Genomic DNA, 20983 nt, shown 5'->3' with positions numbered 1-20983 from the left:
CCGGCAGGATCAGGCCAGGGCTTCACGGACGAAGTCCAGCCGATCCTGGCCGAAGTAGAGCTCGTCGTCGACAAACATGCTTGGGGCGCCAAACACGCCCCGTTCAATGGCGGCTTCGGTGGCCGTCTTGAGCGCCTGCTTGACCTGATCGTTGGCGGTCAGGGCCAGCACGTACTCAGGATCGAAACCGCCTTCTTCCAACACCGCCGCCACCGTCGCCTGGTCGTTGAGGTTGCGCGCCTCCACCCACAAGGCGCGGAACAGGCAATCGAGGAAGGCTTCGAAGCGCTCGGGCCGGTGCAATTGCATGCCGGTGACGGCGCGCATCAGCAGCAACGTATTGATCGGGAAGTAGGGGTTGAGCCTGAAGGGGACGCCGTAACGGTCGGCGAAGCGTTTCAAATCCTTGAACAGGTAAGGGCCCTTGGCCGGTATGGTCACCGGGGACGCGTTGCCAGTGGCCTTGAACACCCCACCCAATAGCATCGGGCGATAGATCAACTGGCTACCGGTCTCTGCACACAGCGTTGGCAGTTGGGTATAGGCCAGGTACGTGGTCGGGCTGCCGAGATCGAAGTAGAACTCCACCGATTTGCTCATGGCGCTGCTCTCTTGTTATTTGTACGGGAGGGTTTACCAGCGTTCGTTCCAGGGGCGAAGGTCCAGTTCGAAGGTCCAGGCGTCACGGGGTTGGCTGTGCAAATACCAATAGTTGTCGGCAATGTGCTCGGGGTCCAGGATGCCGTCCTGATCCTTGGTCGCGTATTTCTCCGGAAAGTTATCGCGAATGAAGTCGGTGTCGATGGCACCGTCCACCACCACATGGGCCACATGGATGTTCATCGGACCCAGCTCACGCGCCATGCTCTGGGCCAGCGCCCGAATGCCATGCTTGGCCCCGGCGAACGCGGCAAACCCTGAAGCGCCGCGCAGCCCTGCCGTTGCGCCGGTGAACAGAATCGTTCCGCGCTGACGCGTGACCATACGCTTGGCCACTTCCCGTGCATTGAGGAAGCCTGAAAAGCAGGCCATTTCCCAGATCTTAAAGTACTTGCGGGCGGTCTCTTCGAGGATGCTGCAAGGGACGTTGGCGCCGATGTTGAACACGAAGGCTTCGATCGGGCCGATCTGCTGCTCGATCTGTTCGACCAGCGCGATGACATCGTCTTCTTTGCGTGCATCACAGGCGAAGCCATGGGCTTCACCGCCCAGGGCGCGGATCCCTTCCACCAACGGTTCGAGCTTGTCGGCGCTGCGGCGGGTGACGCAGGCGATAAAACCTTCCTGCGCGAAACGCCGGGCAATCGCTCCACCCGTTGCATCGCCCGCGCCCACGACCAGTACGACCTTGTTGTTATTCATGATTAGCCTCATTGGTAAACGATCGTTAGCTAAACGGACGTTATGCTAAGATCCGGCAAGCGTCAAGACAGGCAATCAGGGGCAGGACCATGCGTTATTCAGCCAATCACAAGATGGAAACCCGAGAGAAGCTGCTCGCCAGCAGCGCCGCGTCCGCCAAGACATTGGGGTTCTCCACGGTGGGGGTCGATGGCCTGATGAAAGCGATCGGCTTGAGCGGCGGGGCGTTCTACAGCCACTTCTCATCCAAGGATGAGCTTTTCAAGGCCATCGTCGAGCGTGAGCTGGCCCAGAGCCTGGATCGCCTGAGTGGCGAAGGGGCCATGGACCAGGCGAAGCTGGCGCGCTGTCTCAAGCAGTACCTGAGCATGAGCCACGTCGAACAACCCGAGGTGGGCTGTGCGTTACCCGTGCTGGGCGCCGAGATTGCGCGATCGGATGAGCAGGTGAGAGACGTGGCGCAAACGTGGGTTTGTCGCTTGCATGAAAGCTGGGCGCGGGTGTTGGGCAGTGAAGCCCTGGCCTGGGCCATCCTGTCCCAATGCGTGGGGGCGATGGTTGTTGCGCGGATGATGGCTGCACCTGAGGTCCAGCAGGAGGTCCTCGAGTCCAGCCGTGCCGAAATTACTCTTCGGCTGGCCGGGCTCGACTGACGTGCTTACTTGCAGATCACGATCATGCTACGGCTGGTGTAGCCGGCGGGGTTGAGCCCGAAGGGATAGTCACCGGGTTCTTCCACGGCATCACCCGACTTGGCAATGACCTTGTAGCCCTTGGGGGCACAGGAATTGGCAGCACTGGCAGCGCATTGATCCCAGGAAGAGGAAAGGCCGGAGCAATTGATATGCAGGCCTTTTTTACCGCGCTTGACTTCGGTTTTCGTCGTCGCCGCGCAGCCAGCAACGGCCAATACGGCGATCAGTATCAAAATTCGTTTCATTCCCGTCCTTAACACCGTCGTGGGTCTTATGCCTGCGTACGGTTGCGTTCGCTTGCGCTTGAAGCGTTCATGACGTCCTGTATGAAAAATCCATGTCTGACATTGGGTTACGGACCTAAACATGGCCTAAATGCGCGGCAAATGCCAGACCTTCGTTAAATCCTGCTTCAATCCGCCGCGACGGCTGGCGTTGCCTTGCTGTCCATGGTCAGTGTTGCGCCGACCGACGCCAGAATGATGCAGGCAATGGCGGACCATTGTGCCAAGGACAAGAACTCCTGGAGAAAAAGGAAACCGGACATGGCTGCGATCGCGGGTTCAATGCTCATCAGGGTGCCGAAGGTACGGGCCGGCATGCGGGTCATTGCGACCATCTCGAGGGTGTAGGGTAGGGCGGTGGACAGTACGGCCACACCGATGGCGACGGGGATCAGGCTCGGTGTCAGCAATGCAGCGCCCGCATGGACGATGCCGATCGGCGCGACGAACAGAGCGGCGATCACCACACCGAGTGCGGCGGTTTGCACGCCATGGTCGGCACCGGCCTTCTGGCCGAACAGAATGTACAGCGCCCAGCAGACGCCCGCGCCCAATGCGTAACCGGCACCAACCAGGTCGATGCCGGCGCTGGAGGCGCCTGTAGGTATCAACAGCAGCAGGCCGATCACTGCCAGGGCAATCCAGAGGAAGTCGATTGCCCGGCGCGACGCGTAGATCGCCACGGCCAGGGGGCCGGTGAACTCCAGCGCCACGGCGATTCCCAGGGGAACCGTACGCACCGACATATAAAACAGAAAATTCATGCCGCCCAGTGCCATCCCGTAGACGATCACCGTGCGCAGGGACTGCACGGTGAGCTTGGCGCGCCAGGGGCGCAGCAATATAAGCATGATGATGCTGGCGAAGATGAGGCGCAGTGTCGTGGTTCCTTGTGCACCCACGATCGGGAACATGCTTTTGGCCAGGGAGGCGCCGGACTGGATGGAGGCCATGGCTACTAATAGAAGGGCAACCGGGAACAAGGTGGTTACCAGGCTGCGAGAAGGGGGAGTCATTACTAACGGTCGTCCAGAGATAAAGGCAGGAAGGCAGATTTGAGCAGTATATTGCGCATTCGAAAGCCTTCCGTCTATATACGGACGTGAATTTAGAAGAACGGCTTGCGTGTTGATAGAAAAGTTAAATTAAGTGTTGACGGCAGATTCCAGACGTCTATAATTCGCCCCACTTCCGGCGCAGTCGAAACGAAAAATTCCTTGATTTTCAATGAGATAAGCGATTTTAGGCAGTGCAGGGCTTCAGTTCATCGAGGTCCGGAAGTCGTGGATAAGGCGCTGTCGTTTGGCTTTATCAACGGTTCGATCCTCTCGATCGAAAGCGGTGAAAAAGAGGTGTTGACAGCAGCGAACAACGCTGTAGAATTCGCCTCCCGCTAACGAGAGATCGAAAGCGCAAGTGGTTGAAGTTGTTAGTGTTTCCCACGGGAAACTTTGAAAAACTTCTTAAATAACCGCTTGACAGCAACACCAGGCGCTGTAGAATGCGCGCCTCGGTTGAGACGAAAGAATCAACCACCGCTCTTTAACAACTGAATCAAGCAATTCGTGTGGGTGCTTGTGGAGTCAGACTGCTAGTCAACAGATTATCAGCATCACAAGTTACTCCGCGAGAAATCAAAGATGTAACCAACGATTGCTGAGCCAAGTTTAGGGTTTTCTCAAAACCCAAAGATGTTTGAACTGAAGAGTTTGATCATGGCTCAGATTGAACGCTGGCGGCAGGCCTAACACATGCAAGTCGAGCGGTAGAGAGGTGCTTGCACCTCTTGAGAGCGGCGGACGGGTGAGTAATGCCTAGGAATCTGCCTGGTAGTGGGGGATAACGTTCGGAAACGAACGCTAATACCGCATACGTCCTACGGGAGAAAGCAGGGGACCTTCGGGCCTTGCGCTATCAGATGAGCCTAGGTCGGATTAGCTAGTTGGTGAGGTAATGGCTCACCAAGGCGACGATCCGTAACTGGTCTGAGAGGATGATCAGTCACACTGGAACTGAGACACGGTCCAGACTCCTACGGGAGGCAGCAGTGGGGAATATTGGACAATGGGCGAAAGCCTGATCCAGCCATGCCGCGTGTGTGAAGAAGGTCTTCGGATTGTAAAGCACTTTAAGTTGGGAGGAAGGGTTGTAGATTAATACTCTGCAATTTTGACGTTACCGACAGAATAAGCACCGGCTAACTCTGTGCCAGCAGCCGCGGTAATACAGAGGGTGCAAGCGTTAATCGGAATTACTGGGCGTAAAGCGCGCGTAGGTGGTTCGTTAAGTTGGATGTGAAAGCCCCGGGCTCAACCTGGGAACTGCATTCAAAACTGTCGAGCTAGAGTATGGTAGAGGGTGGTGGAATTTCCTGTGTAGCGGTGAAATGCGTAGATATAGGAAGGAACACCAGTGGCGAAGGCGACCACCTGGACTGATACTGACACTGAGGTGCGAAAGCGTGGGGAGCAAACAGGATTAGATACCCTGGTAGTCCACGCCGTAAACGATGTCAACTAGCCGTTGGGAGCCTTGAGCTCTTAGTGGCGCAGCTAACGCATTAAGTTGACCGCCTGGGGAGTACGGCCGCAAGGTTAAAACTCAAATGAATTGACGGGGGCCCGCACAAGCGGTGGAGCATGTGGTTTAATTCGAAGCAACGCGAAGAACCTTACCAGGCCTTGACATCCAATGAACTTTCCAGAGATGGATTGGTGCCTTCGGGAGCATTGAGACAGGTGCTGCATGGCTGTCGTCAGCTCGTGTCGTGAGATGTTGGGTTAAGTCCCGTAACGAGCGCAACCCTTGTCCTTAGTTACCAGCACGTTATGGTGGGCACTCTAAGGAGACTGCCGGTGACAAACCGGAGGAAGGTGGGGATGACGTCAAGTCATCATGGCCCTTACGGCCTGGGCTACACACGTGCTACAATGGTCGGTACAGAGGGTTGCCAAGCCGCGAGGTGGAGCTAATCCCATAAAACCGATCGTAGTCCGGATCGCAGTCTGCAACTCGACTGCGTGAAGTCGGAATCGCTAGTAATCGCGAATCAGAATGTCGCGGTGAATACGTTCCCGGGCCTTGTACACACCGCCCGTCACACCATGGGAGTGGGTTGCACCAGAAGTAGCTAGTCTAACCTTCGGGGGACGGTTACCACGGTGTGATTCATGACTGGGGTGAAGTCGTAACAAGGTAGCCGTAGGGGAACCTGCGGCTGGATCACCTCCTTAATCGACGACAGCAGCGGCTTCATGAGCTCCCACACGAATTGCTTGATTCATTGAAGAAGACGATTAGAAGCAGCCCGAAATTGGGTCTGTAGCTCAGTTGGTTAGAGCGCACCCCTGATAAGGGTGAGGTCGGCAGTTCGAATCTGCCCAGACCCACCAATTTTGTGTGGGAAACGCCTGTAGAAATACGGGGCCATAGCTCAGCTGGGAGAGCGCCTGCCTTGCACGCAGGAGGTCAGCGGTTCGATCCCGCTTGGCTCCACCACTACTGCTTCTGAGACTGAAAGCTTAGAAATGAGCATTCCATCGACGCGATGGTGAATGTTGATTTCTGGTCTTTTGACTGGATCGTTCTTTAAAAATTTGGGTATGTGATAGAAAGATAGACTGAACGTTACTTTCACTGGTAACGGATCAGGCTAAGGTAAAATTTGTGAGCGTTCTTAATTGAGCATGCAAATTTTCGGCGAATGTCGTCTTCACAGTATAACCAGATTGCTTGGGGTTATATGGTCAAGTGAAGAAGCGCATACGGTGGATGCCTTGGCAGTCAGAGGCGATGAAAGACGTGGTAGCCTGCGAAAAGCTTCGGGGAGTCGGCAAACAGACTGTGATCCGGAGATGTCTGAATGGGGGAACCCAGCCATCATAAGATGGTTATCTTGCACTGAATACATAGGTGCAAGAAGCGAACCAGGGGAACTGAAACATCTAAGTACCCTGAGGAAAAGAAATCAACCGAGATTCCCTTAGTAGTGGCGAGCGAACGGGGACTAGCCCTTAAGCTTCTTTGATTTTAGCGGAACGCTCTGGAAAGTGCGGCCATAGTGGGTGATAGCCCTGTACGCGAAAGGATCTTAGAAGTGAAATCGAGTAGGACGGAGCACGAGAAACTTTGTCTGAATATGGGGGGACCATCCTCCAAGGCTAAATACTACTGACTGACCGATAGTGAACTAGTACCGTGAGGGAAAGGCGAAAAGAACCCCGGAGAGGGGAGTGAAATAGATCCTGAAACCGTATGCGTACAAGCAGTGGGAGCAGACTTTGTTCTGTGACTGCGTACCTTTTGTATAATGGGTCAGCGACTTATTTTCAGTGGCGAGCTTAACCGAATAGGGGAGGCGTAGCGAAAGCGAGTCTTAATAGGGCGTCTAGTCGCTGGGAATAGACCCGAAACCGGGCGATCTATCCATGGGCAGGTTGAAGGTTAGGTAACACTGACTGGAGGACCGAACCGACTACCGTTGAAAAGTTAGCGGATGACCTGTGGATCGGAGTGAAAGGCTAATCAAGCTCGGAGATAGCTGGTTCTCCTCGAAAGCTATTTAGGTAGCGCCTCATGTATCACTGTAGGGGGTAGAGCACTGTTTCGGCTAGGGGGTCATCCCGACTTACCAAACCGATGCAAACTCCGAATACCTACAAGTGCCGAGCATGGGAGACACACGGCGGGTGCTAACGTCCGTCGTGAAAAGGGAAACAACCCAGACCGTCAGCTAAGGTCCCAAAGTTATGGTTAAGTGGGAAACGATGTGGGAAGGCTTAGACAGCTAGGAGGTTGGCTTAGAAGCAGCCACCCTTTAAAGAAAGCGTAATAGCTCACTAGTCGAGTCGGCCTGCGCGGAAGATGTAACGGGGCTCAAACCATACACCGAAGCTACGGGTATCACGTAAGTGATGCGGTAGAGGAGCGTTCTGTAAGCCTGTGAAGGTGAGTTGAGAAGCTTGCTGGAGGTATCAGAAGTGCGAATGCTGACATGAGTAACGACAATGGGTGTGAAAAACACCCACGCCGAAAGACCAAGGTTTCCTGCGCAACGTTAATCGACGCAGGGTTAGTCGGTCCCTAAGGCGAGGCTGAAAAGCGTAGTCGATGGAAAACAGGTTAATATTCCTGTACTTCTGGTTATTGCGATGGAGGGACGGAGAAGGCTAGGCCAGCTTGGCGTTGGTTGTCCAAGTTTAAGGTGGTAGGCTGAAATCTTAGGTAAATCCGGGGTTTCAAGGCCGAGAGCTGATGACGAGTTACCCTTTGGGTGACGAAGTGGTTGATGCCATGCTTCCAAGAAAAGCTTCTAAGCTTCAGGTAACCAGGAACCGTACCCCAAACCGACACAGGTGGTTGGGTAGAGAATACCAAGGCGCTTGAGAGAACTCGGGTGAAGGAACTAGGCAAAATGGCACCGTAACTTCGGGAGAAGGTGCGCCGGTGAGGGTGAAGCACTTGCTGCGTAAGCCCACGCCGGTCGAAGATACCAGGCCGCTGCGACTGTTTATTAAAAACACAGCACTCTGCAAACACGAAAGTGGACGTATAGGGTGTGACGCCTGCCCGGTGCCGGAAGGTTAATTGATGGGGTTAGCTAACGCGAAGCTCTTGATCGAAGCCCCGGTAAACGGCGGCCGTAACTATAACGGTCCTAAGGTAGCGAAATTCCTTGTCGGGTAAGTTCCGACCTGCACGAATGGCGTAACGATGGCGGCGCTGTCTCCACCCGAGACTCAGTGAAATTGAAATCGCTGTGAAGATGCAGTGTATCCGCGGCTAGACGGAAAGACCCCGTGAACCTTTACTATAGCTTTGCACTGGACTTTGAATTTGCTTGTGTAGGATAGGTGGGAGGCTTTGAAGCGTGGACGCCAGTCTGCGTGGAGCCATCCTTGAAATACCACCCTGGCAACTTTGAGGTTCTAACTCAGGTCCGTTATCCGGATCGAGGACAGTGTATGGTGGGTAGTTTGACTGGGGCGGTCTCCTCCTAAAGAGTAACGGAGGAGTACGAAGGTGCGCTCAGACCGGTCGGAAATCGGTCGTAGAGTATAAAGGCAAAAGCGCGCTTGACTGCGAGACAGACACGTCGAGCAGGTACGAAAGTAGGTCTTAGTGATCCGGTGGTTCTGTATGGAAGGGCCATCGCTCAACGGATAAAAGGTACTCCGGGGATAACAGGCTGATACCGCCCAAGAGTTCATATCGACGGCGGTGTTTGGCACCTCGATGTCGGCTCATCACATCCTGGGGCTGAAGCCGGTCCCAAGGGTATGGCTGTTCGCCATTTAAAGTGGTACGCGAGCTGGGTTTAGAACGTCGTGAGACAGTTCGGTCCCTATCTGCCGTGGACGTTTGAGATTTGAGAGGGGCTGCTCCTAGTACGAGAGGACCGGAGTGGACGAACCTCTGGTGTTCCGGTTGTCACGCCAGTGGCATTGCCGGGTAGCTATGTTCGGAAAAGATAACCGCTGAAAGCATCTAAGCGGGAAACTTGCCTCAAGATGAGATCTCACTGGAGCCTTGAGCTCCCTGAAGGGCCGTCGAAGACTACGACGTTGATAGGCAGGGTGTGTAAGCGCTGTGAGGCGTTGAGCTAACCTGTACTAATTGCCCGTGAGGCTTGACCATATAACACCCAAGCAATTTGCGCTTAGAAAGCCAGATTGCGGTGTGGTGAAGACGAAACGAACCGAAAGTTTGCGGCTCACACCTGATCACATACCCGATTTGCTGGAACGCTGAAAAGCGCGCTGGCTCAAGAATTTCTTGACGACCATAGAGCATTGGAACCACCTGATCCCATCCCGAACTCAGCAGTGAAACGATGCATCGCCGATGGTAGTGTGGGGTTTCCCCATGTGAGAGTAGGTCATCGTCAAGATTAAATTCCGAAACCCCAATTGCGAAAGCAGTTGGGGTTTTGTTTTTGCGCTGAAAAAAGTCAGCCCCAAAAAAGGATGACCTAGAAGAGGCCATCCTTTTTGTTGGCAGGGCGCTTAAGCCTCGGGCACTGGACAGCTCAAGTCGCCTTCCTTGCAGTTGAGGTAGGCCTTGAATGCTTCAACCCGTGTCTTGGTCTGCGTGGTCATGCAGGTACTGTAGATCAGTGGATAAACGCTGCCGCCTTCGACCCCGGAGGTGGAGAAGTCGCATTCGGCGTCACGGAAAGCGATCCAGGCGCGCTGTGCCTTGACCAGCATCTGCTTGGCCTCGGGATTGTCCTTCAGGCGTCCCGTGATCTGCTTGTAAAGGTCATTCAGCTCTTTGTCGGCCGCCTTGTACTCTTGGGCCGAGCATTGGTTCATATCGCCTTGAGTCATGGCATTGGCGCAGTCGTCGGCTTGGGCAGGGCTGATGAAAAGCAGAGGTGTCAGGGCCAGAAGCAGGCGTGGGGACATACCGGGTCTCTCCTTGAGGGATGAAAAATGGCTGGGGAAGTTTACATCGGTCAGGGGCACCGGGCTGGAAACAACGACCTGATACAACTTTCCGGTTGGCCTTGTGGTCTTACAAGCCTACTGTTGCACACAGGAGGTGACCCATGCATTCATCCGATCGCATTGAAAGAAAGATCCTGCTCAAGGTCCCGCGGGCTCAAGTCTGGCGAGCCTTGGCCAATGCCGAAGCTTTTGGGCAGTGGTTCGGTGTCGCGCTTGAGGGGAAGCGGTTCGTGGCGGGTGAGCGTACCCAGGGGCAAATCACTTATCCAGGTTACCAACACCTCATCTGGGACGTGGCGGTGGAGCGGGTGGAGCCCGAGCGGGTGTTCTCGTTTCGTTGGCATCCCTACGCTATCGAGCCCGACGTGGATTACTCCCAGGAGCCCGAGACACGGGTGCAATTCGAACTCGAAGACATGAACGGCGGCACCTTGCTGAAGGTGGTGGAGTCCGGCTTCAACGCCATTCCCGAGGCGCGTCGGCTCAAGGCTTTTCGTATGGACAGCCGTGGCTGGGACGAGCAAATGGCCAATATCGAGGCGTTCCTGAGCAAGTCCTGAGCTGGCTTGGCTGTCATACCTGAGCATATGCAAGGTTTTGGAGGGTACCGGTATAGCGAATGTCTTACACGCAATAGTAGCTATGTCGTCTATTGCACTTTGGATCCGAAGCGTAATCTGGCCCCATCCACTGATGCACAGGATGTGCTCAGGATCAGGGACGATCGACCTTGCAAGGATAGCTATCGACAGGGAGTCGTAATGGTCTTGGAAAAACCCGCTTCGGCGGGTTTTTTTTCGTCCATCAAAAAGTCAGAAAGAGCGGTATAGCGAATTGCTTACACGCCGCTGCTGCTTTCTCGTCTTTTTTCGAATCACCGGTGGGCCTAATCTGTGTCCATCCACTGAGTACAGGGAGTGCTTGGGGTCATGGATGATGGGACCAGGCAAGGAATGCCAGACAGGAAGTCAAATTGGTCCTCAAAAAACCCGCTTCGGCGGGTTTTTTTTCGCCTGTGGAAAAATGCCGATCCGTCGGCCTGGCTTCAAGCGCTGTCGACCTGCAACGCCTGGGCCCGCAGCCGGGCAATGTCCTTGCTCGGAGAAGCACCGAACAGGCGGCTGTACTCCCGGCTGAACTGCGACGGGCTCTCATACCCCATCTTGTAGCCAATTGACGAGACGTCGCTGTTATCTGCCAGCAGCAATCGCCGGGCCTCCTGCAAGCGCAGCTGCTTCTGGTATTGCAGCGGGCTCATGGCTGTTACGGCTTTGAAGCGGTGATGCAATGCCGAAGGGCTGAGGTTGATCATTTGCGCGAGGCTGTCGATGCTCAACGGTTCGGCGTAATGGGTGTTGAGCCATTCGATGGCACGGCTGATGCGGTGAGTCTGGGTATCGGGGATGGCAATTTCTTGTAGGCGCTGGCCTTGGGTGCCACGCAGCAGCCGGTAGAAAATCTCCTGCTGGGCCAGGGGCGCCAGAGTGGCGATATCGTCCGGGCTGTCCAGCAGCCGCAACAGACGCAATACGGCGTCGAGCAAGGGCGAGTCGATGCGGTCGAGGAACAGGCCGCGCCCGGTTTTCGGAGGCGGTACGCCGATAGCACTGGCGTCGGCAATCAGGCGACAGATCTGCGCCGGGTCGATGTCGAGGCGAACGCACAAGTAAGGGCGCTCAGGAGAGGCTTCGACCACCTGGCCGGCCAGCGGTAGGGTGACGGAGACCACTAGGTAATTGAGCGGGTCATACACGTAGCGTTCGTCCGCCAGGCGCACTTCCTTGCGGCCCTCGACGATCACGCACAAGCCCGGCTTGTGCACCACGTGCAAGGCATCGGTGGGCTGGTCGCAGCGAACAATGTTCAAGGTGTCGATGGCGGTGGCGTAGACACCGTCTTGAGGAGCGAAGCGCTTCATCAACTCCGCCAGTTCAGCGCGGCGCTGGTTGACGCCATCGTCTGGCGCACTGTGCATGGGCGATACCGACATGCTGATCAATCTCCCTGACCCAATGAGTGAACTGCGCTAGTAAAACCGATTGCGCGGCGGGCGGCCAGGGGTGGTGTGATCGCTACAGGATCGTGCAAGTGCACAGGAGGATTCGGCTAACCCCAACCCTTGTCGTTTCCCTAATCTGGATTTGTCAGAGCGCTCCTACCGGGAGCCAACACACCCAGACGAGGAAACCATCATGTCCGATATTCAAAACAAAGTAGTGGTGATCACCGGTGCCAGCAGCGGGATTGGTGAAGCCGCCGCACGACTGTTGGCCGCCCGTGGCGCCCGTGTGGTGCTTGGCGCCCGGCGTATCGACCGCTTGCAGGCGTTGGTGCAGGAACTCGAAGCCGCCGACCAGCAAGCCGCTTGCAAGACCGTGGACGTGACCCGCCGTGAAGAGGTCCAGGACCTGATCGATTTCGCCGTCGAACGTTTCGGCACGGTTGACGTGATCATCAACAACGCTGGCGTCATGCCGCTCTCCAAGCTCGAAGCACTGAAAGTCGAGGAGTGGGATCGCATGATCGACGTCAACATTCGCGGCGTACTCCACGGCATCGCTGCCGGCTTGCCGCTGATGCAGCGTCAGCGCAGTGGCCAGTTCATCAACATCGCTTCGATTGGTGCCTACACGGTCAGCCCGACCGCCGCTGTTTACTGCGCCACCAAGTACGCGGTGCGGGCGATTTCCGAAGGCTTGCGCCAGGAAGTGGGCGGCGATGTGCGGGTGACGGTGATTTCTCCCGGCGTAACGGAGTCGGAACTGGCCGAGAGCATTTCCGATGAAGGGGGACGCGCCGAAATGCGCGAATTCCGGCGGATTGCCATCCCCGCCGAAGCCATCGCGCGGGCGATTGCCTATGCTATCGAGCAACCGGCGGATGTGGACGTCAGCGAGTTGATCGTGCGGCCTACCGCCAGCCCTTACTGAGCGTGGCCTTCGGTGGCGAGCGGACTGCTCCGCTCGCCACGGGTCACTAGGCGGTGATGGACAATCGTGCGGCGGCGCGTTGGGTAATCTGCGAGCGTACCCGGAACGATTCCGCCGTACGCCGGTGCGCTTCCTCCAGGATTGACACCGGTGCGGTCTCGGGGCTGCCGGCATCGAACGGCGGCGCCGGAGCGTATTCCAATTGCAACTGGACCAACTCGGCCGTGGGCTGGTCGAACAGCTCGGCTGCCAGGGTCAACGCGAAGTCGATGCCCGCCGTGATGCCACCGCCGGTGATCAGGTTGCCGTCACGCACCACGCGCTCCTTGACCGGGGTCGCACCCAGGGTTTGCAGCAAGCTGTGATAGGCCCAGTGGGTGGTGGCTCGTTTCCCTTGCAGCAAGCCAGCGGCACCGAGCACCAGCGAACCGGTGCACACCGAGGTGATGTACCGCGCATGGCTAGCCTGTTGCCTGATGAAGTCCAGGACCTGCTCATCCTCCATTAATGCTCCGACACCGGTGCCACCCGGGACGCAGATCGCGTCGAGCCTCGGGCAGTCTTGGAATGTGGTCGTTGGCAGCAGCACCAGGCCGGTGCTGGAGGTGACTGGCGCCAAGTCTTTCCAGATCAGGTGCACTTTCACGTCCGGCAGCGAGGCCAGCACGTCATACGGTCCGGTCAGGTCCAACTGCTGGACTTGGGGAAACAGCAGTAAACCGATGTGCAGCGTCATGATGCTTTTCTCCTTGAGTAATGCCCGGGGGCTGGACGATTTCACTTTAGGCCCTTAGGCTCTGGCGAATACGCCAATAACCCCACGAATCACGCCAATATGCCCAACACCCCTAAATCCGTTCATGTCCTGGCCTTCGCCAACGTGCAAGTGCTCGATGTCACCGGGCCGTTGCAGGTGTTCGCATCGGCCAATGACCTGGCTCGCCAGCAAGGCCTGCCGTTGCCTTATGCGCCGACGGTGGTCGCCGCAGGCGGCGGAGCGGTGATGTCTTCTGCCGGGTTGGCGCTGATGGCCGAACCGCTGCCGACCGAGCGCAGCGACACGCTGCTGATTGCCGGTGGCTGGGGCGTGTACGAGGCGGCGAAGGATCCGGCGCTGGTGGCTTGGGTCAAGGATCACGGCACGCGTTCGCGGCGGGTGGCGTCCGTGTGCACAGGCGCGTTCCTGCTGGCCGCCAGCGGATGGCTGGACGGGCGGCGCGTGGTCACCCACTGGACCCGCTGCGAACAGTTGGCCGAACAGCACCCGCAACTCAAAGTCGAACCCAACCCGATCTTCATCAACGATGGCCCGGTCTGGACCTCGGCGGGTGTCACGGCCGGTATCGACCTGGCCCTGGCCCTGGTTGAGGATGACCTGGGGCGCGCCGTGGCCCTGGAGGTCGCCCGGCATCTGGTGGTGTTCCTCAAGCGGCCGGGCGGGCAGTCGCAGTTCAGCGTGACCCTGTCACTGCAGAAAAACGGCGGCCGGTTTGATGAACTGCATGCCTGGATCGCCGAGCATCTGACCTGTGACCTGGGCTTGCCGAGCCTGGCCGCCGAGGTGGGCATGAGCGAGCGCAGTTTCGTGCGTCACTACCGCGCCGACACCGGCCAGACCCCGGCGCGGGCCGTCGAATTGATTCGTGTGGAAACCGCGCGCCGCCTGCTCGCCGATACTGTGGTGCCGATCAAGCGGGTGGCGATGCAGTGCGGCTTTGGCAGCGAAGAAACCCTGCGCCGCAGCTTCCTGCGGGCCATGGGGGTGACGCCCCAGGCGTATCGCGAGCGGTTTTCGGTCAGCCTTCAAGCAGATCCAGCAATGCCTTGAGCGTGGCTTCGGGTGCTTCCTGGGGGATGTTGTGGCCCACGCCGGCCAGCACCCGCCGTTCATAAGCACCGCTGAAATGTGCCGCGTCCTCATCTTGTTCAGGGGCGGGGCCCACGCCGTCGTCGGCGCCGCAGAGGGAAATGCTCGGCACGCTGATTAACGGTTGTGCCGCGAGCCGTTCCTCCATCCATTCCAGGGTCGGGTCCCCCGGCGCATACATGAAGCGATGGCGGTAGGAATGAATCACCACCTCGACGAAGTCCGGGTTGTCGAACGACGGGGCGCTGAGGGGATAGCATTGCGCGCCCCGGGCCCAGGTGGGTGACCACAGGCGCCAGAGCAATTCGCACAACTCACGGCGATTTTTCGTCAGCCCTTCGACGCCCCGTGCGGTGTGGAAATAATACTGGTACCACAGGCGATATTCGGTTTCCGGGGCCAGCGGTTGCGTCGAGTGGGGGATGTCCTGCAGGTTGTAGCCATCGCCGGTCACTAGGCCGCGCACGCGCTCCGGCCACAACGCGGCGACGATGCACGCCGCCCGGCCGCCCCAGTCATAACCGCACAACGTCGCCTGGCCGATGCCCAGCACGTCCATCAGGTCCAGCAGGTCCTGGGCCAGCGCCGCCTGTTGGCCGGAACGCATGATCGCCGGGTTGTTGAACCGGGTCGGGCCATAGCCGCGCAGGTAGGGCACGAGGACTCGATAGCCGCGCTGGGCCAACGCCGGGGCGACGTCATCGAAGGCCCTGGGGTCGTAGGGGAAGCCGTGCAGCAGGATCACTGGCTCGCCGCTGGCCGGCCCGTGTTCCTCGTAGGCGATGCGCAGCAGCGGTGTCACCGCGTAGCTGACGGTTGGCGCTAGGTTCATATCGGTCTCCGGCAGCGCCTGGCGGTGCTCAGGCGGGTTCCTGGTTCACGTATTTGGTCCGATCCGGCGTGAATGTCACGATCATGTTCGTGCTGGAGCACGTCAGCGTACGCTCCTGGGACAAGTCGATGTCCAGGTCTTCGCCCCGCAGGCCTTGCCATTGGGCGAGGTACTTGAGGCAGCCGAATTTTTCGTTCTTCTTCAGGCTGCGGCTCACGCCGCCTTTCCAACCCAGCACCGGCAACTCGCCGGCCAGGCAGCGTTGGGCCAGCTCGGGAAACCGCGTCGCGCGCTCGCGACCGATTTCCCAGCATTTGATCAGCCCCCGGTCCTGGCCTTCCCAGAGGTCTTCGCGAGTCAGGCCTGTTCGGGGCGCAGTGGTGATGGGGCGTTGTATACGGGACATGTCGGATCCTTGAGTCGGGTTGTCGGGCAGCTCCGCTGCACCCATGGGTGCATCGATCTTAGGAGGGGTTTGGGGGGCTCGCAACCTAGTCGCAGATAAAGGGACCCGCACAACCGAGGTACTGCACCTGTGGCGAGGGCGCTTGTTCCCGCTCAGGTTGCGCAGCGCCCCCAGGCATCTTGCGCCTGCTGCGCAGTCGAGCGGGAGCAAGCTCCCTCGCCACGGGTGGGTGTCCTACAAAAAATTGGGTGGAAAGGAATTTTCTGACGAGTCGTGGCGGTTGTCGGTTAGGAAACACCGGGGATAGGCTTTGATGGTCGCTGCAAAATCAGCGACCGGGTTTGGTCGCCCGGGTTTAGAATGGCGCACGATGCCGCGTGAGCGGTTGTCTGCTTTATGGCTGACTGTGCGTGGGAGGGCTTGGGACTGTCAGATTTTTTGTGTTCGGGCCGGTAGCGGCCTGCCGTCAGGCAGGCCTTGATTTCACCAGGTCGGCCTGATGAACCGATCTCCGTACAGAATCGCAAATTGATTCATTGCACTTTTCCAATCATGCGCCGCCGAGCCCCAGTTTGCTGTGATGTTGCGCAGCCCCAGCCAGATCAGTTTGGTTGCAGCGTCGTCGCTCGGAAAGTGACCACGGGTCTTGATGATCTTGCGTAGCTGAGCGTTGATGCTCTCGATGGCATTGGTGGTGTAGATCACCTTGCGGATCGCGGGCGGGAAAACAAAAAATGGAATCACTCGATCCCACGCCCGTCGCCAGGCCGCCACAACCGTTGGATATTGCTTGCCCCAGGGCCCGCGCTCAAATTCATCCAGAGCCTGTTCCGCCGCTTGTACATTGATGGCCTGATAGATCGGTTTGAGGGCCTTGGCCAGTTCTCGACGCTTGTCCCAGGCCGCATAATCAAGGCTGTTGCGGATCAGATGCACGATGCAGGTCTGCAATGTTGTTTCCGGAAATACCGCGCTGAGGGCCTCTGGCATGCCTTTTAGGCCATCGGTTACGGCAATCAGCACGTCCTCGACGCCGCGCGTCTTGAGGTCGTTGAATACCTTCATCCAGAACTTTGCCCCTTCGGTGTTCTCGATCCAGATACCCAGGATGTCGCGTGTCCCGTCGGGTAAAACGCCCAGCGCCAAGTAAATCGCTTTGTTGCGAACCAGACCTTCTTCGCGAATTTTGACCCGCAGAGCATCAAAGAAAATGACCGGATACATCGGCTCTAGGGGACGCTGTTGCCAAGCGCCAATCTCTTCCATCACCTCGTCGGTCACGGAGCTGATGAAGTCAGGCGAAACATCCGTCCCGTACTGCTCGGAAAGAAACGCCCGGATCTCTCTGACCGTCATCCCACGGGCATACATGGCGATGATCTTGTCGTCGAAACCGGTGTAACGGCGCTCATGCTTGGGAATAAGAATGGGCGAAAAACTGCCCTCTCGATCACGCGGGATATCCAGCCGGAGCGGGCCATCACCGGTCAGCACCGTCTTACCGCTCTTGCCATTGCGCTGGTTGGTTTCATCCTCTGGACGCTGCGCGCCCGGAGGATAGCCCAGGTGATGGCCCAGCTCAGCGCTCAGGGCACGCTCGATCAGCGCCTTCTTGAACGCCGCAGAGGCCTCTTCGATGGCCTCCGCGGTCATCAGCGGGGCGGCGGAAAACTGCTCAAGAAGCTCTTTCGGGACTTTCGGTAATTCTCGAAGCGGTTTCTTTTTGGTTGGCATACATGCACCTCTTACTCATGTTATGCCCGAACACAAAATTTCTGACACCCTCGAGGGCTTTGGGCCCTGCCGGGTTTCCATTCCCTGGTCGACCAACCTGCGTACAGTTCGCCACCCTCTGCTTGGTCGCGGAATGGCGAACTCCACCGTTGAATGGAGATTCATGTCATGGTCAAGATCACCCCCAACCCTCCAAAAGCCGAAAACCTTTCCGCCTACACCACCTTCAATACCCAAAAACTCCGCGAAGCCGCCGACCGGGCGTTGGACGCGCATTTGTCTGCCGCGACCCCGGCCAAGCCCGACACCCAGGATGGGCAGGTATTTTCAGTGGTCCCGGGCCTCAATACCGAATCGGTGCTGACCAGCCTCAGCGAAACCTTGGCCTCGGCCAACGCCATGGTCAGTGACCTGGCATTCGAACTGGAGGGCTCGCGACGGCATGTGGCACTGGGGATTTTGCAGTTGATCGAGTTGGGTGCGTTGCTGGCTGACCGGGCGCTGGATGATGTGGAGCTGCCCCGTTAACTGACCCGCCGTCCCGTGGCGAGGGAGCTTGCTCCCGTTGGGCTGCGCAGCGGCCCCAGGCATCTTGCGCCTGCTGCGCAGTCGAGCGGGAGCAAGCTCCCTCGCCACAAGGTATCTATTTGGGCGCGTGGTTATGCAGCTCACGGCTGCCAATGATTTTTCTCCCCACTCAACTTGCGATCCAGGAAACTTGCCGCGCTGATCAGTGCCAGGTGAGTCAGGGCCTGGGGGGTGTTGCCCAGGTGATAGCCGTGGCTGTCGAATTCTTCGGCGTACAGCCCCAGGGGGTTGGCGTAGCGCAGCAGTTGTTCGAACTCCAGTTGGGCTTTTTCCACGCGGCCGGCGCGGGCGAGGCATTCGACGTACCAGAACGAGCAGGCGGCGAAGGAGCCTTCGGTGCCGCTGAGGCCGTCGATGGGGCTGTCGTCGTTGCGGTAGCGGTACACCATGCCGTCGCGCACCAGGCTCTGTTCAATGGCGTCCAGGGTGGAGAGCCAGCGCGGGTCGCGGGCGCTGACGAAGCGGACCAAAGGCATCAGCAACATCGAGCCGTCGAGGGCGGTGCTGCCCAGGCGCTGGACGAAATGCTGGTGTTCGTCGTTCCAGAAGTTTGTCCAGATGTCTTCGTAGATCGCCTGACGGGTCCCATCCCAGCGGGCGAACGGTGCGGGCAGGGAGCGTTTTTCGGCGAGGCGGATGGCGCGGTCGACGGCGACCCAGCACATCAGTCGCGAATGCAGGAAATGCTGTTTCTCGCCGCGCATTTCCCAGATGCCGACGTCGGCGTCCTGCCAGACCTCGCACACCTGGTCGATCACCTCGACCGTGTGTTTCCAGCCTTGGTGCGAAATGGCCTCGCCGTACTTGTTGACCAGGTAAACCGCGTCCATCAGTTCGCCGAAGATATCCAACTGGATCTGCTGGTAGGCCAGGTTGCCGATGCGCACCGGCTGCGCATTGCCGAAACCGCTCAGGTGCGGCAATTCGCTTTCGGGCAGCTCCAGCCGGCCGTCCAGGCCATACAGGATGTTGAGTTTGGTCGGCTGTTCGCAACAGTCGCTGACCCGGCCCCGTAACCAGCGCATGTAGGCGTTGGCTTCTTCGACGAAGCCCAGGCGCATGAACGCATAGACGGTAAAGGACGCGTCGCGGATCCAGGTGTAGCGGTAATCCCAGTTGCGTTCGCCGCCGCGGGTTTCCGGCAGGCCGAAGGTGGCGGCGGCGAGGATGGCGCCGTGTTTGCGCGAGGTCAGCAGCTTCAAGGCCAGGGCGGAGCGGTTGACCATTTCCCGCCAGCGCCCGCGATAGTTGGACTGGCCGATCCAGCCACGCCAGAACGCCAGGGTCCGTTCCAGGCAGATGCCGCTGACGTCGTCCTGAAGCCGCGGGTCGTCGATGCCGCCCAAGAGGAACTCGGCGCTCTGGCCTTGTTCGAGGGTAAATTCGGCCACTGCCGCATCGCCGTCCAGGGTCATGGCCTGATCGGAACACAAGCGCAGGCTCGGTTGCCCCGGCGCCTCGAAGCAGACATGGGCCTGGTCTTGGCGCGCTTGGGTGGCGGCGCGGGCATAGTCGTGGCGCACCGCGCAGCGCATGCGAAACGTCGCGCTGCCCACGGTCATGTGCACCTTGCGCATCAGTACGGGCAGGTCATCCTCGGTGTCGCCGATGGGCAGCAGGTCGGTGATTTCCACCACGGCGCCGTCACTCAGCCAACGGGTTTGCAGCACGTTGGTGTCGGGCAGGTAGATCTGCTGGCGACGCGCGTCCGGCAGGTCTGGCGCGAGTTGGAAAATACCCGCCGCCGGAGTGTCCAGCAGCGAACAGAAGATCGACGGACTGTCGAATTCCGGCCAGCAGAAAAAATCGACACTGCCGCGGTCGTTGACCAGGGCGGCGGTGCGCATGTCGCCGATGATGCCGTGGTTCTCGATAGGGCTTTGCGGTTCGTCATGATCAGCCATTGCCGCGAAACCCCGGATAAAGGCTCATCCCGCCGTCGATGAACAAGGTGGTGCCCACCACATAGTCGGACAGATCCGACGCCAGCCACACCACTGCGTTGGCAACGTCCTCCACATCCCCGACGCGGCCGTAGGGGATCAGGTCCAACAGCTTCTGCCGCTGTTCACCTTCGACGACGTCGCGGTTGATGGCCGTGCTGATGGCGCCGGGGGCGATGCTGTTGATGCGGATGCGCTGGTGGCTGGTTTCCTGGGCCAGGCTCTGCATCAGCAGGTCGACACCGCCCTTGGAGGCCGCGTAGTTGACGTGGCCGGCCCAGGGAATGCGCTGGTGCACCGAGCTCATGTGGATAATTTTGCCCGCTGCCCGGGACACGCCCTGGCGAATGCCCTGGCGAGTGAAGATGCGCAGGGCGGCGCGGGCGCAGAGGAACTGGCCGGTGAGGTTGGTGCCGATCACGGTGTTCCAGTCTTGCAGGCTCATGTCGACGGCGGCCGCATCTTTTTGCAGGCCGGAGTTGGCCACCAGGATATCCAGCGTGCCAAAGGCCTCCAGGGTCTTGGCGAACAGCCGTTCGACGTCCTCTTCCCGGGAGACATCGGCCCCCACGGCCAGGGCGCGCCCGCCGTTGTCATTGATCTCGCGAGCCAGGTCTTCGGCCGGGCCGGCGCTGGAATGGTAGTTGAGCACCACGGCGGCACCGGCTTCCGCCAACGCCCTGGCGGCACCGGCGCCAATGCCGGAACTGGCGCCGGTGACGAGGGCGACTTGTTGGGCGAGGGAAATCTGCATGAATGGGCACCTTCACTGGACGGCTTTATAGGCTGACTGGCGTGAGGCCTGGAGAGTTCACTCGTGCCAGACAGTCTTCACATTCTCACCACATTTGGGCGCTTCCCCCGTGGTCGTCCTTTGTGGCAAGTTGCAGGCCC

General features: G+C 58.6%; 17 protein-coding genes, 2 tRNA genes and 3 rRNA genes. 10 read left to right on the top strand and 12 right to left on the bottom strand.

All coding sequences use genetic code 11. The annotated features are described in order from the left end of the window. Positions 1-9: 9 nt before the first annotated feature. The gene (locus tag KI241_RS18610; RefSeq protein WP_042729238.1) at positions 10-600 is read right to left on the bottom strand and encodes a 2-hydroxychromene-2-carboxylate isomerase; all 591 of its coding nucleotides are present in this window, start codon (positions 598-600) and stop codon (positions 10-12) included. 33 nt (positions 601-633) lie between these two features. Continuing rightward, on the bottom strand, positions 634-1362 hold the full coding sequence (locus KI241_RS18605) for an SDR family oxidoreductase (RefSeq protein ID WP_042729239.1): 729 nt from the start codon (positions 1360-1362) through the stop codon (positions 634-636). Positions 1363-1451: 89 nt separating this feature from the next. Between KI241_RS18605 and KI241_RS18600 the strand changes: the two genes are divergently transcribed. Further along, a complete protein-coding gene (locus KI241_RS18600; RefSeq protein ID WP_042729240.1) occupies positions 1452-2015 on the top strand; it encodes a TetR/AcrR family transcriptional regulator in 564 nt (187 codons plus the stop codon). A gap of 5 nt (positions 2016-2020) precedes the next feature. Here KI241_RS18600 and KI241_RS18595 read toward each other — a convergent pair whose 3' ends face one another. Beyond that, positions 2021-2302 carry a hypothetical protein gene (locus KI241_RS18595; RefSeq protein WP_042729241.1) on the bottom strand — a complete coding sequence of 94 codons (282 nt, stop codon included), beginning with the start codon at positions 2300-2302 and terminating at the stop codon, positions 2021-2023. Positions 2303-2469: 167 nt separating this feature from the next. Beyond that, the gene (gene rhtA / locus KI241_RS18590) at positions 2470-3357 is read right to left on the bottom strand and encodes a threonine/homoserine exporter RhtA (RefSeq protein WP_042729242.1); all 888 of its coding nucleotides are present in this window, start codon (positions 3355-3357) and stop codon (positions 2470-2472) included. Positions 3358-4038: 681 nt separating this feature from the next. Between rhtA and KI241_RS18585 the strand changes: the two genes are divergently transcribed. From KI241_RS18585 to rrf, 5 genes are all read left to right on the top strand, one after another. Next, positions 4039-5574 (top strand): 16S ribosomal RNA (locus tag KI241_RS18585). Positions 5575-5656: 82 nt separating this feature from the next. Continuing rightward, positions 5657-5733, top strand: a tRNA-Ile gene (locus KI241_RS18580). Positions 5734-5763: 30 nt separating this feature from the next. Continuing rightward, positions 5764-5839 (top strand) — tRNA-Ala (locus tag KI241_RS18575). 246 nt (positions 5840-6085) lie between these two features. Continuing rightward, a 23S ribosomal RNA gene (locus tag KI241_RS18570) occupies positions 6086-8977 on the top strand. 137 nt (positions 8978-9114) lie between these two features. Further along, a 5S ribosomal RNA gene (gene rrf, locus KI241_RS18565) occupies positions 9115-9230 on the top strand. The 16S, 23S and 5S rRNA genes sit together here with 2 tRNA genes alongside, the layout of an rRNA operon. A 115-nt stretch (positions 9231-9345) precedes the next feature. Here rrf and KI241_RS18560 read toward each other — a convergent pair. Beyond that, on the bottom strand, positions 9346-9747 hold the full coding sequence (locus KI241_RS18560; RefSeq protein WP_047737825.1) for a lysozyme inhibitor LprI family protein: 402 nt from the start codon (positions 9745-9747) through the stop codon (positions 9346-9348). 143 nt (positions 9748-9890) lie between these two features. Here KI241_RS18560 and KI241_RS18555 point away from each other — a divergent pair, with 143 nt between their 5' ends. Continuing rightward, complete coding sequence (locus tag KI241_RS18555) at positions 9891-10349, top strand: SRPBCC family protein (RefSeq protein WP_047737822.1); 459 nt, start codon at positions 9891-9893, stop codon at positions 10347-10349. Between the two features lie 485 nt (positions 10350-10834). On the opposite strand, the gene KI241_RS18550 is transcribed toward KI241_RS18555, so the two are convergent. Further along, complete coding sequence (locus KI241_RS18550; RefSeq protein ID WP_053151636.1) at positions 10835-11779, bottom strand: AraC family transcriptional regulator; 945 nt, start codon at positions 11777-11779, stop codon at positions 10835-10837. A 202-nt stretch (positions 11780-11981) separates the two neighbouring features. On the opposite strand from KI241_RS18550, the gene KI241_RS18545 reads away from it, so the two are divergent. Next, complete coding sequence (locus tag KI241_RS18545; protein ID WP_212802856.1) at positions 11982-12719, top strand: SDR family oxidoreductase; 738 nt, start codon at positions 11982-11984, stop codon at positions 12717-12719. A gap of 46 nt (positions 12720-12765) precedes the next feature. Here the strand turns inward: KI241_RS18545 and inhA are convergent, their stop codons facing one another. After that, positions 12766-13455: an isonitrile hydratase gene (gene inhA / locus KI241_RS18540; RefSeq protein ID WP_042732161.1), complete on the bottom strand. Its 690-nt coding sequence runs from the start codon at positions 13453-13455 to the stop codon at positions 12766-12768. 99 nt (positions 13456-13554) lie between these two features. Here inhA and KI241_RS18535 point away from each other — a divergent pair, with 99 nt between their 5' ends. Then, entirely contained in the window at positions 13555-14547 is a 993-nt protein-coding gene (locus KI241_RS18535; protein ID WP_212802855.1) for a GlxA family transcriptional regulator, read from the top strand. Here KI241_RS18535 and KI241_RS18530 read toward each other — a convergent pair. The 3 genes from KI241_RS18530 to KI241_RS18520 form a co-directional block, all read right to left on the bottom strand. Then, positions 14516-15418 (bottom strand): alpha/beta hydrolase, encoded by a 903-nt coding sequence (locus tag KI241_RS18530; RefSeq protein WP_042732159.1) that lies wholly within the window; start codon positions 15416-15418, stop codon positions 14516-14518. The two genes, KI241_RS18535 and KI241_RS18530, sit on opposite strands and share 32 nt — an antisense overlap. 28 nt (positions 15419-15446) lie before the next feature. After that, positions 15447-15824 carry a hypothetical protein gene (locus KI241_RS18525; RefSeq protein WP_042732158.1) on the bottom strand — a complete coding sequence of 126 codons (378 nt, stop codon included), beginning with the start codon at positions 15822-15824 and terminating at the stop codon, positions 15447-15449. Between the two features lie 483 nt (positions 15825-16307). Further along, positions 16308-17558, bottom strand: coding sequence for an IS256 family transposase (locus KI241_RS18520; protein WP_212802640.1), 1251 nt, complete (start codon positions 17556-17558; stop codon positions 16308-16310). A 168-nt stretch (positions 17559-17726) separates the two neighbouring features. On the opposite strand from KI241_RS18520, the gene KI241_RS18515 reads away from it, so the two are divergent. Beyond that, positions 17727-18086: a DUF6124 family protein gene (locus tag KI241_RS18515; RefSeq protein ID WP_042732157.1), complete on the top strand. Its 360-nt coding sequence runs from the start codon at positions 17727-17729 to the stop codon at positions 18084-18086. Between the two features lie 140 nt (positions 18087-18226). On the opposite strand, the gene KI241_RS18510 is transcribed toward KI241_RS18515, so the two are convergent. Further along, the gene (locus tag KI241_RS18510; protein WP_212802854.1) at positions 18227-20050 is read right to left on the bottom strand and encodes a glycoside hydrolase family 15 protein; all 1824 of its coding nucleotides are present in this window, start codon (positions 20048-20050) and stop codon (positions 18227-18229) included. After that, the gene (locus tag KI241_RS18505; RefSeq protein ID WP_047737820.1) at positions 20043-20843 is read right to left on the bottom strand and encodes a glucose 1-dehydrogenase; all 801 of its coding nucleotides are present in this window, start codon (positions 20841-20843) and stop codon (positions 20043-20045) included. Before KI241_RS18505 ends, KI241_RS18510 begins: the two co-directional genes overlap by 8 nt. Between the last annotated feature and the right edge of the window lie 140 nt (positions 20844-20983).

Origin of the sequence: Pseudomonas sp. Cab53, assembly GCF_018325965.1 — a bacterium.
Lineage (GTDB): Bacteria > Pseudomonadota > Gammaproteobacteria > Pseudomonadales > Pseudomonadaceae > Aquipseudomonas > Aquipseudomonas chlororaphis_E.
The sequence above is the reverse complement of the archived record's forward strand: the minus strand, read 5'-3'. Positions and strand labels throughout refer to the sequence as shown.

What these genes read in the sequence shown, in the direction of transcription:
- KI241_RS18525 (WP_042732158.1), bottom strand. Translation starts at nt 15,824, where the DNA reads ATGTCCCGTATACAACGCCCCATCACCACTGCGCCCCGAACAGGCCTG.
- KI241_RS18520 (WP_212802640.1), bottom strand. Translation starts at nt 17,558, where the DNA reads ATGCCAACCAAAAAGAAACCGCTTCGAGAATTACCGAAAGTCCCGAAA.
- KI241_RS18600 (WP_042729240.1), top strand. Translation starts at nt 1,452, where the DNA reads ATGCGTTATTCAGCCAATCACAAGATGGAAACCCGAGAGAAGCTGCTC.
- KI241_RS18510 (WP_212802854.1), bottom strand. Translation starts at nt 20,050, where the DNA reads ATGGCTGATCATGACGAACCGCAAAGCCCTATCGAGAACCACGGCATC.
- KI241_RS18550 (WP_053151636.1), bottom strand. Translation starts at nt 11,779, where the DNA reads ATGTCGGTATCGCCCATGCACAGTGCGCCAGACGATGGCGTCAACCAG.
- KI241_RS18545 (WP_212802856.1), top strand. Translation starts at nt 11,982, where the DNA reads ATGTCCGATATTCAAAACAAAGTAGTGGTGATCACCGGTGCCAGCAGC.
- rhtA (WP_042729242.1), bottom strand. Translation starts at nt 3,357, where the DNA reads ATGACTCCCCCTTCTCGCAGCCTGGTAACCACCTTGTTCCCGGTTGCC.
- inhA (WP_042732161.1), bottom strand. Translation starts at nt 13,455, where the DNA reads ATGACGCTGCACATCGGTTTACTGCTGTTTCCCCAAGTCCAGCAGTTG.
- KI241_RS18560 (WP_047737825.1), bottom strand. Translation starts at nt 9,747, where the DNA reads ATGTCCCCACGCCTGCTTCTGGCCCTGACACCTCTGCTTTTCATCAGC.
- KI241_RS18555 (WP_047737822.1), top strand. Translation starts at nt 9,891, where the DNA reads ATGCATTCATCCGATCGCATTGAAAGAAAGATCCTGCTCAAGGTCCCG.
- KI241_RS18530 (WP_042732159.1), bottom strand. Translation starts at nt 15,418, where the DNA reads ATGAACCTAGCGCCAACCGTCAGCTACGCGGTGACACCGCTGCTGCGC.
- KI241_RS18610 (WP_042729238.1), bottom strand. Translation starts at nt 600, where the DNA reads ATGAGCAAATCGGTGGAGTTCTACTTCGATCTCGGCAGCCCGACCACG.
- KI241_RS18535 (WP_212802855.1), top strand. Translation starts at nt 13,555, where the DNA reads ATGCCCAACACCCCTAAATCCGTTCATGTCCTGGCCTTCGCCAACGTG.
- KI241_RS18505 (WP_047737820.1), bottom strand. Translation starts at nt 20,843, where the DNA reads ATGCAGATTTCCCTCGCCCAACAAGTCGCCCTCGTCACCGGCGCCAGT.
- KI241_RS18515 (WP_042732157.1), top strand. Translation starts at nt 17,727, where the DNA reads ATGGTCAAGATCACCCCCAACCCTCCAAAAGCCGAAAACCTTTCCGCC.
- KI241_RS18595 (WP_042729241.1), bottom strand. Translation starts at nt 2,302, where the DNA reads ATGAAACGAATTTTGATACTGATCGCCGTATTGGCCGTTGCTGGCTGC.
- KI241_RS18605 (WP_042729239.1), bottom strand. Translation starts at nt 1,362, where the DNA reads ATGAATAACAACAAGGTCGTACTGGTCGTGGGCGCGGGCGATGCAACG.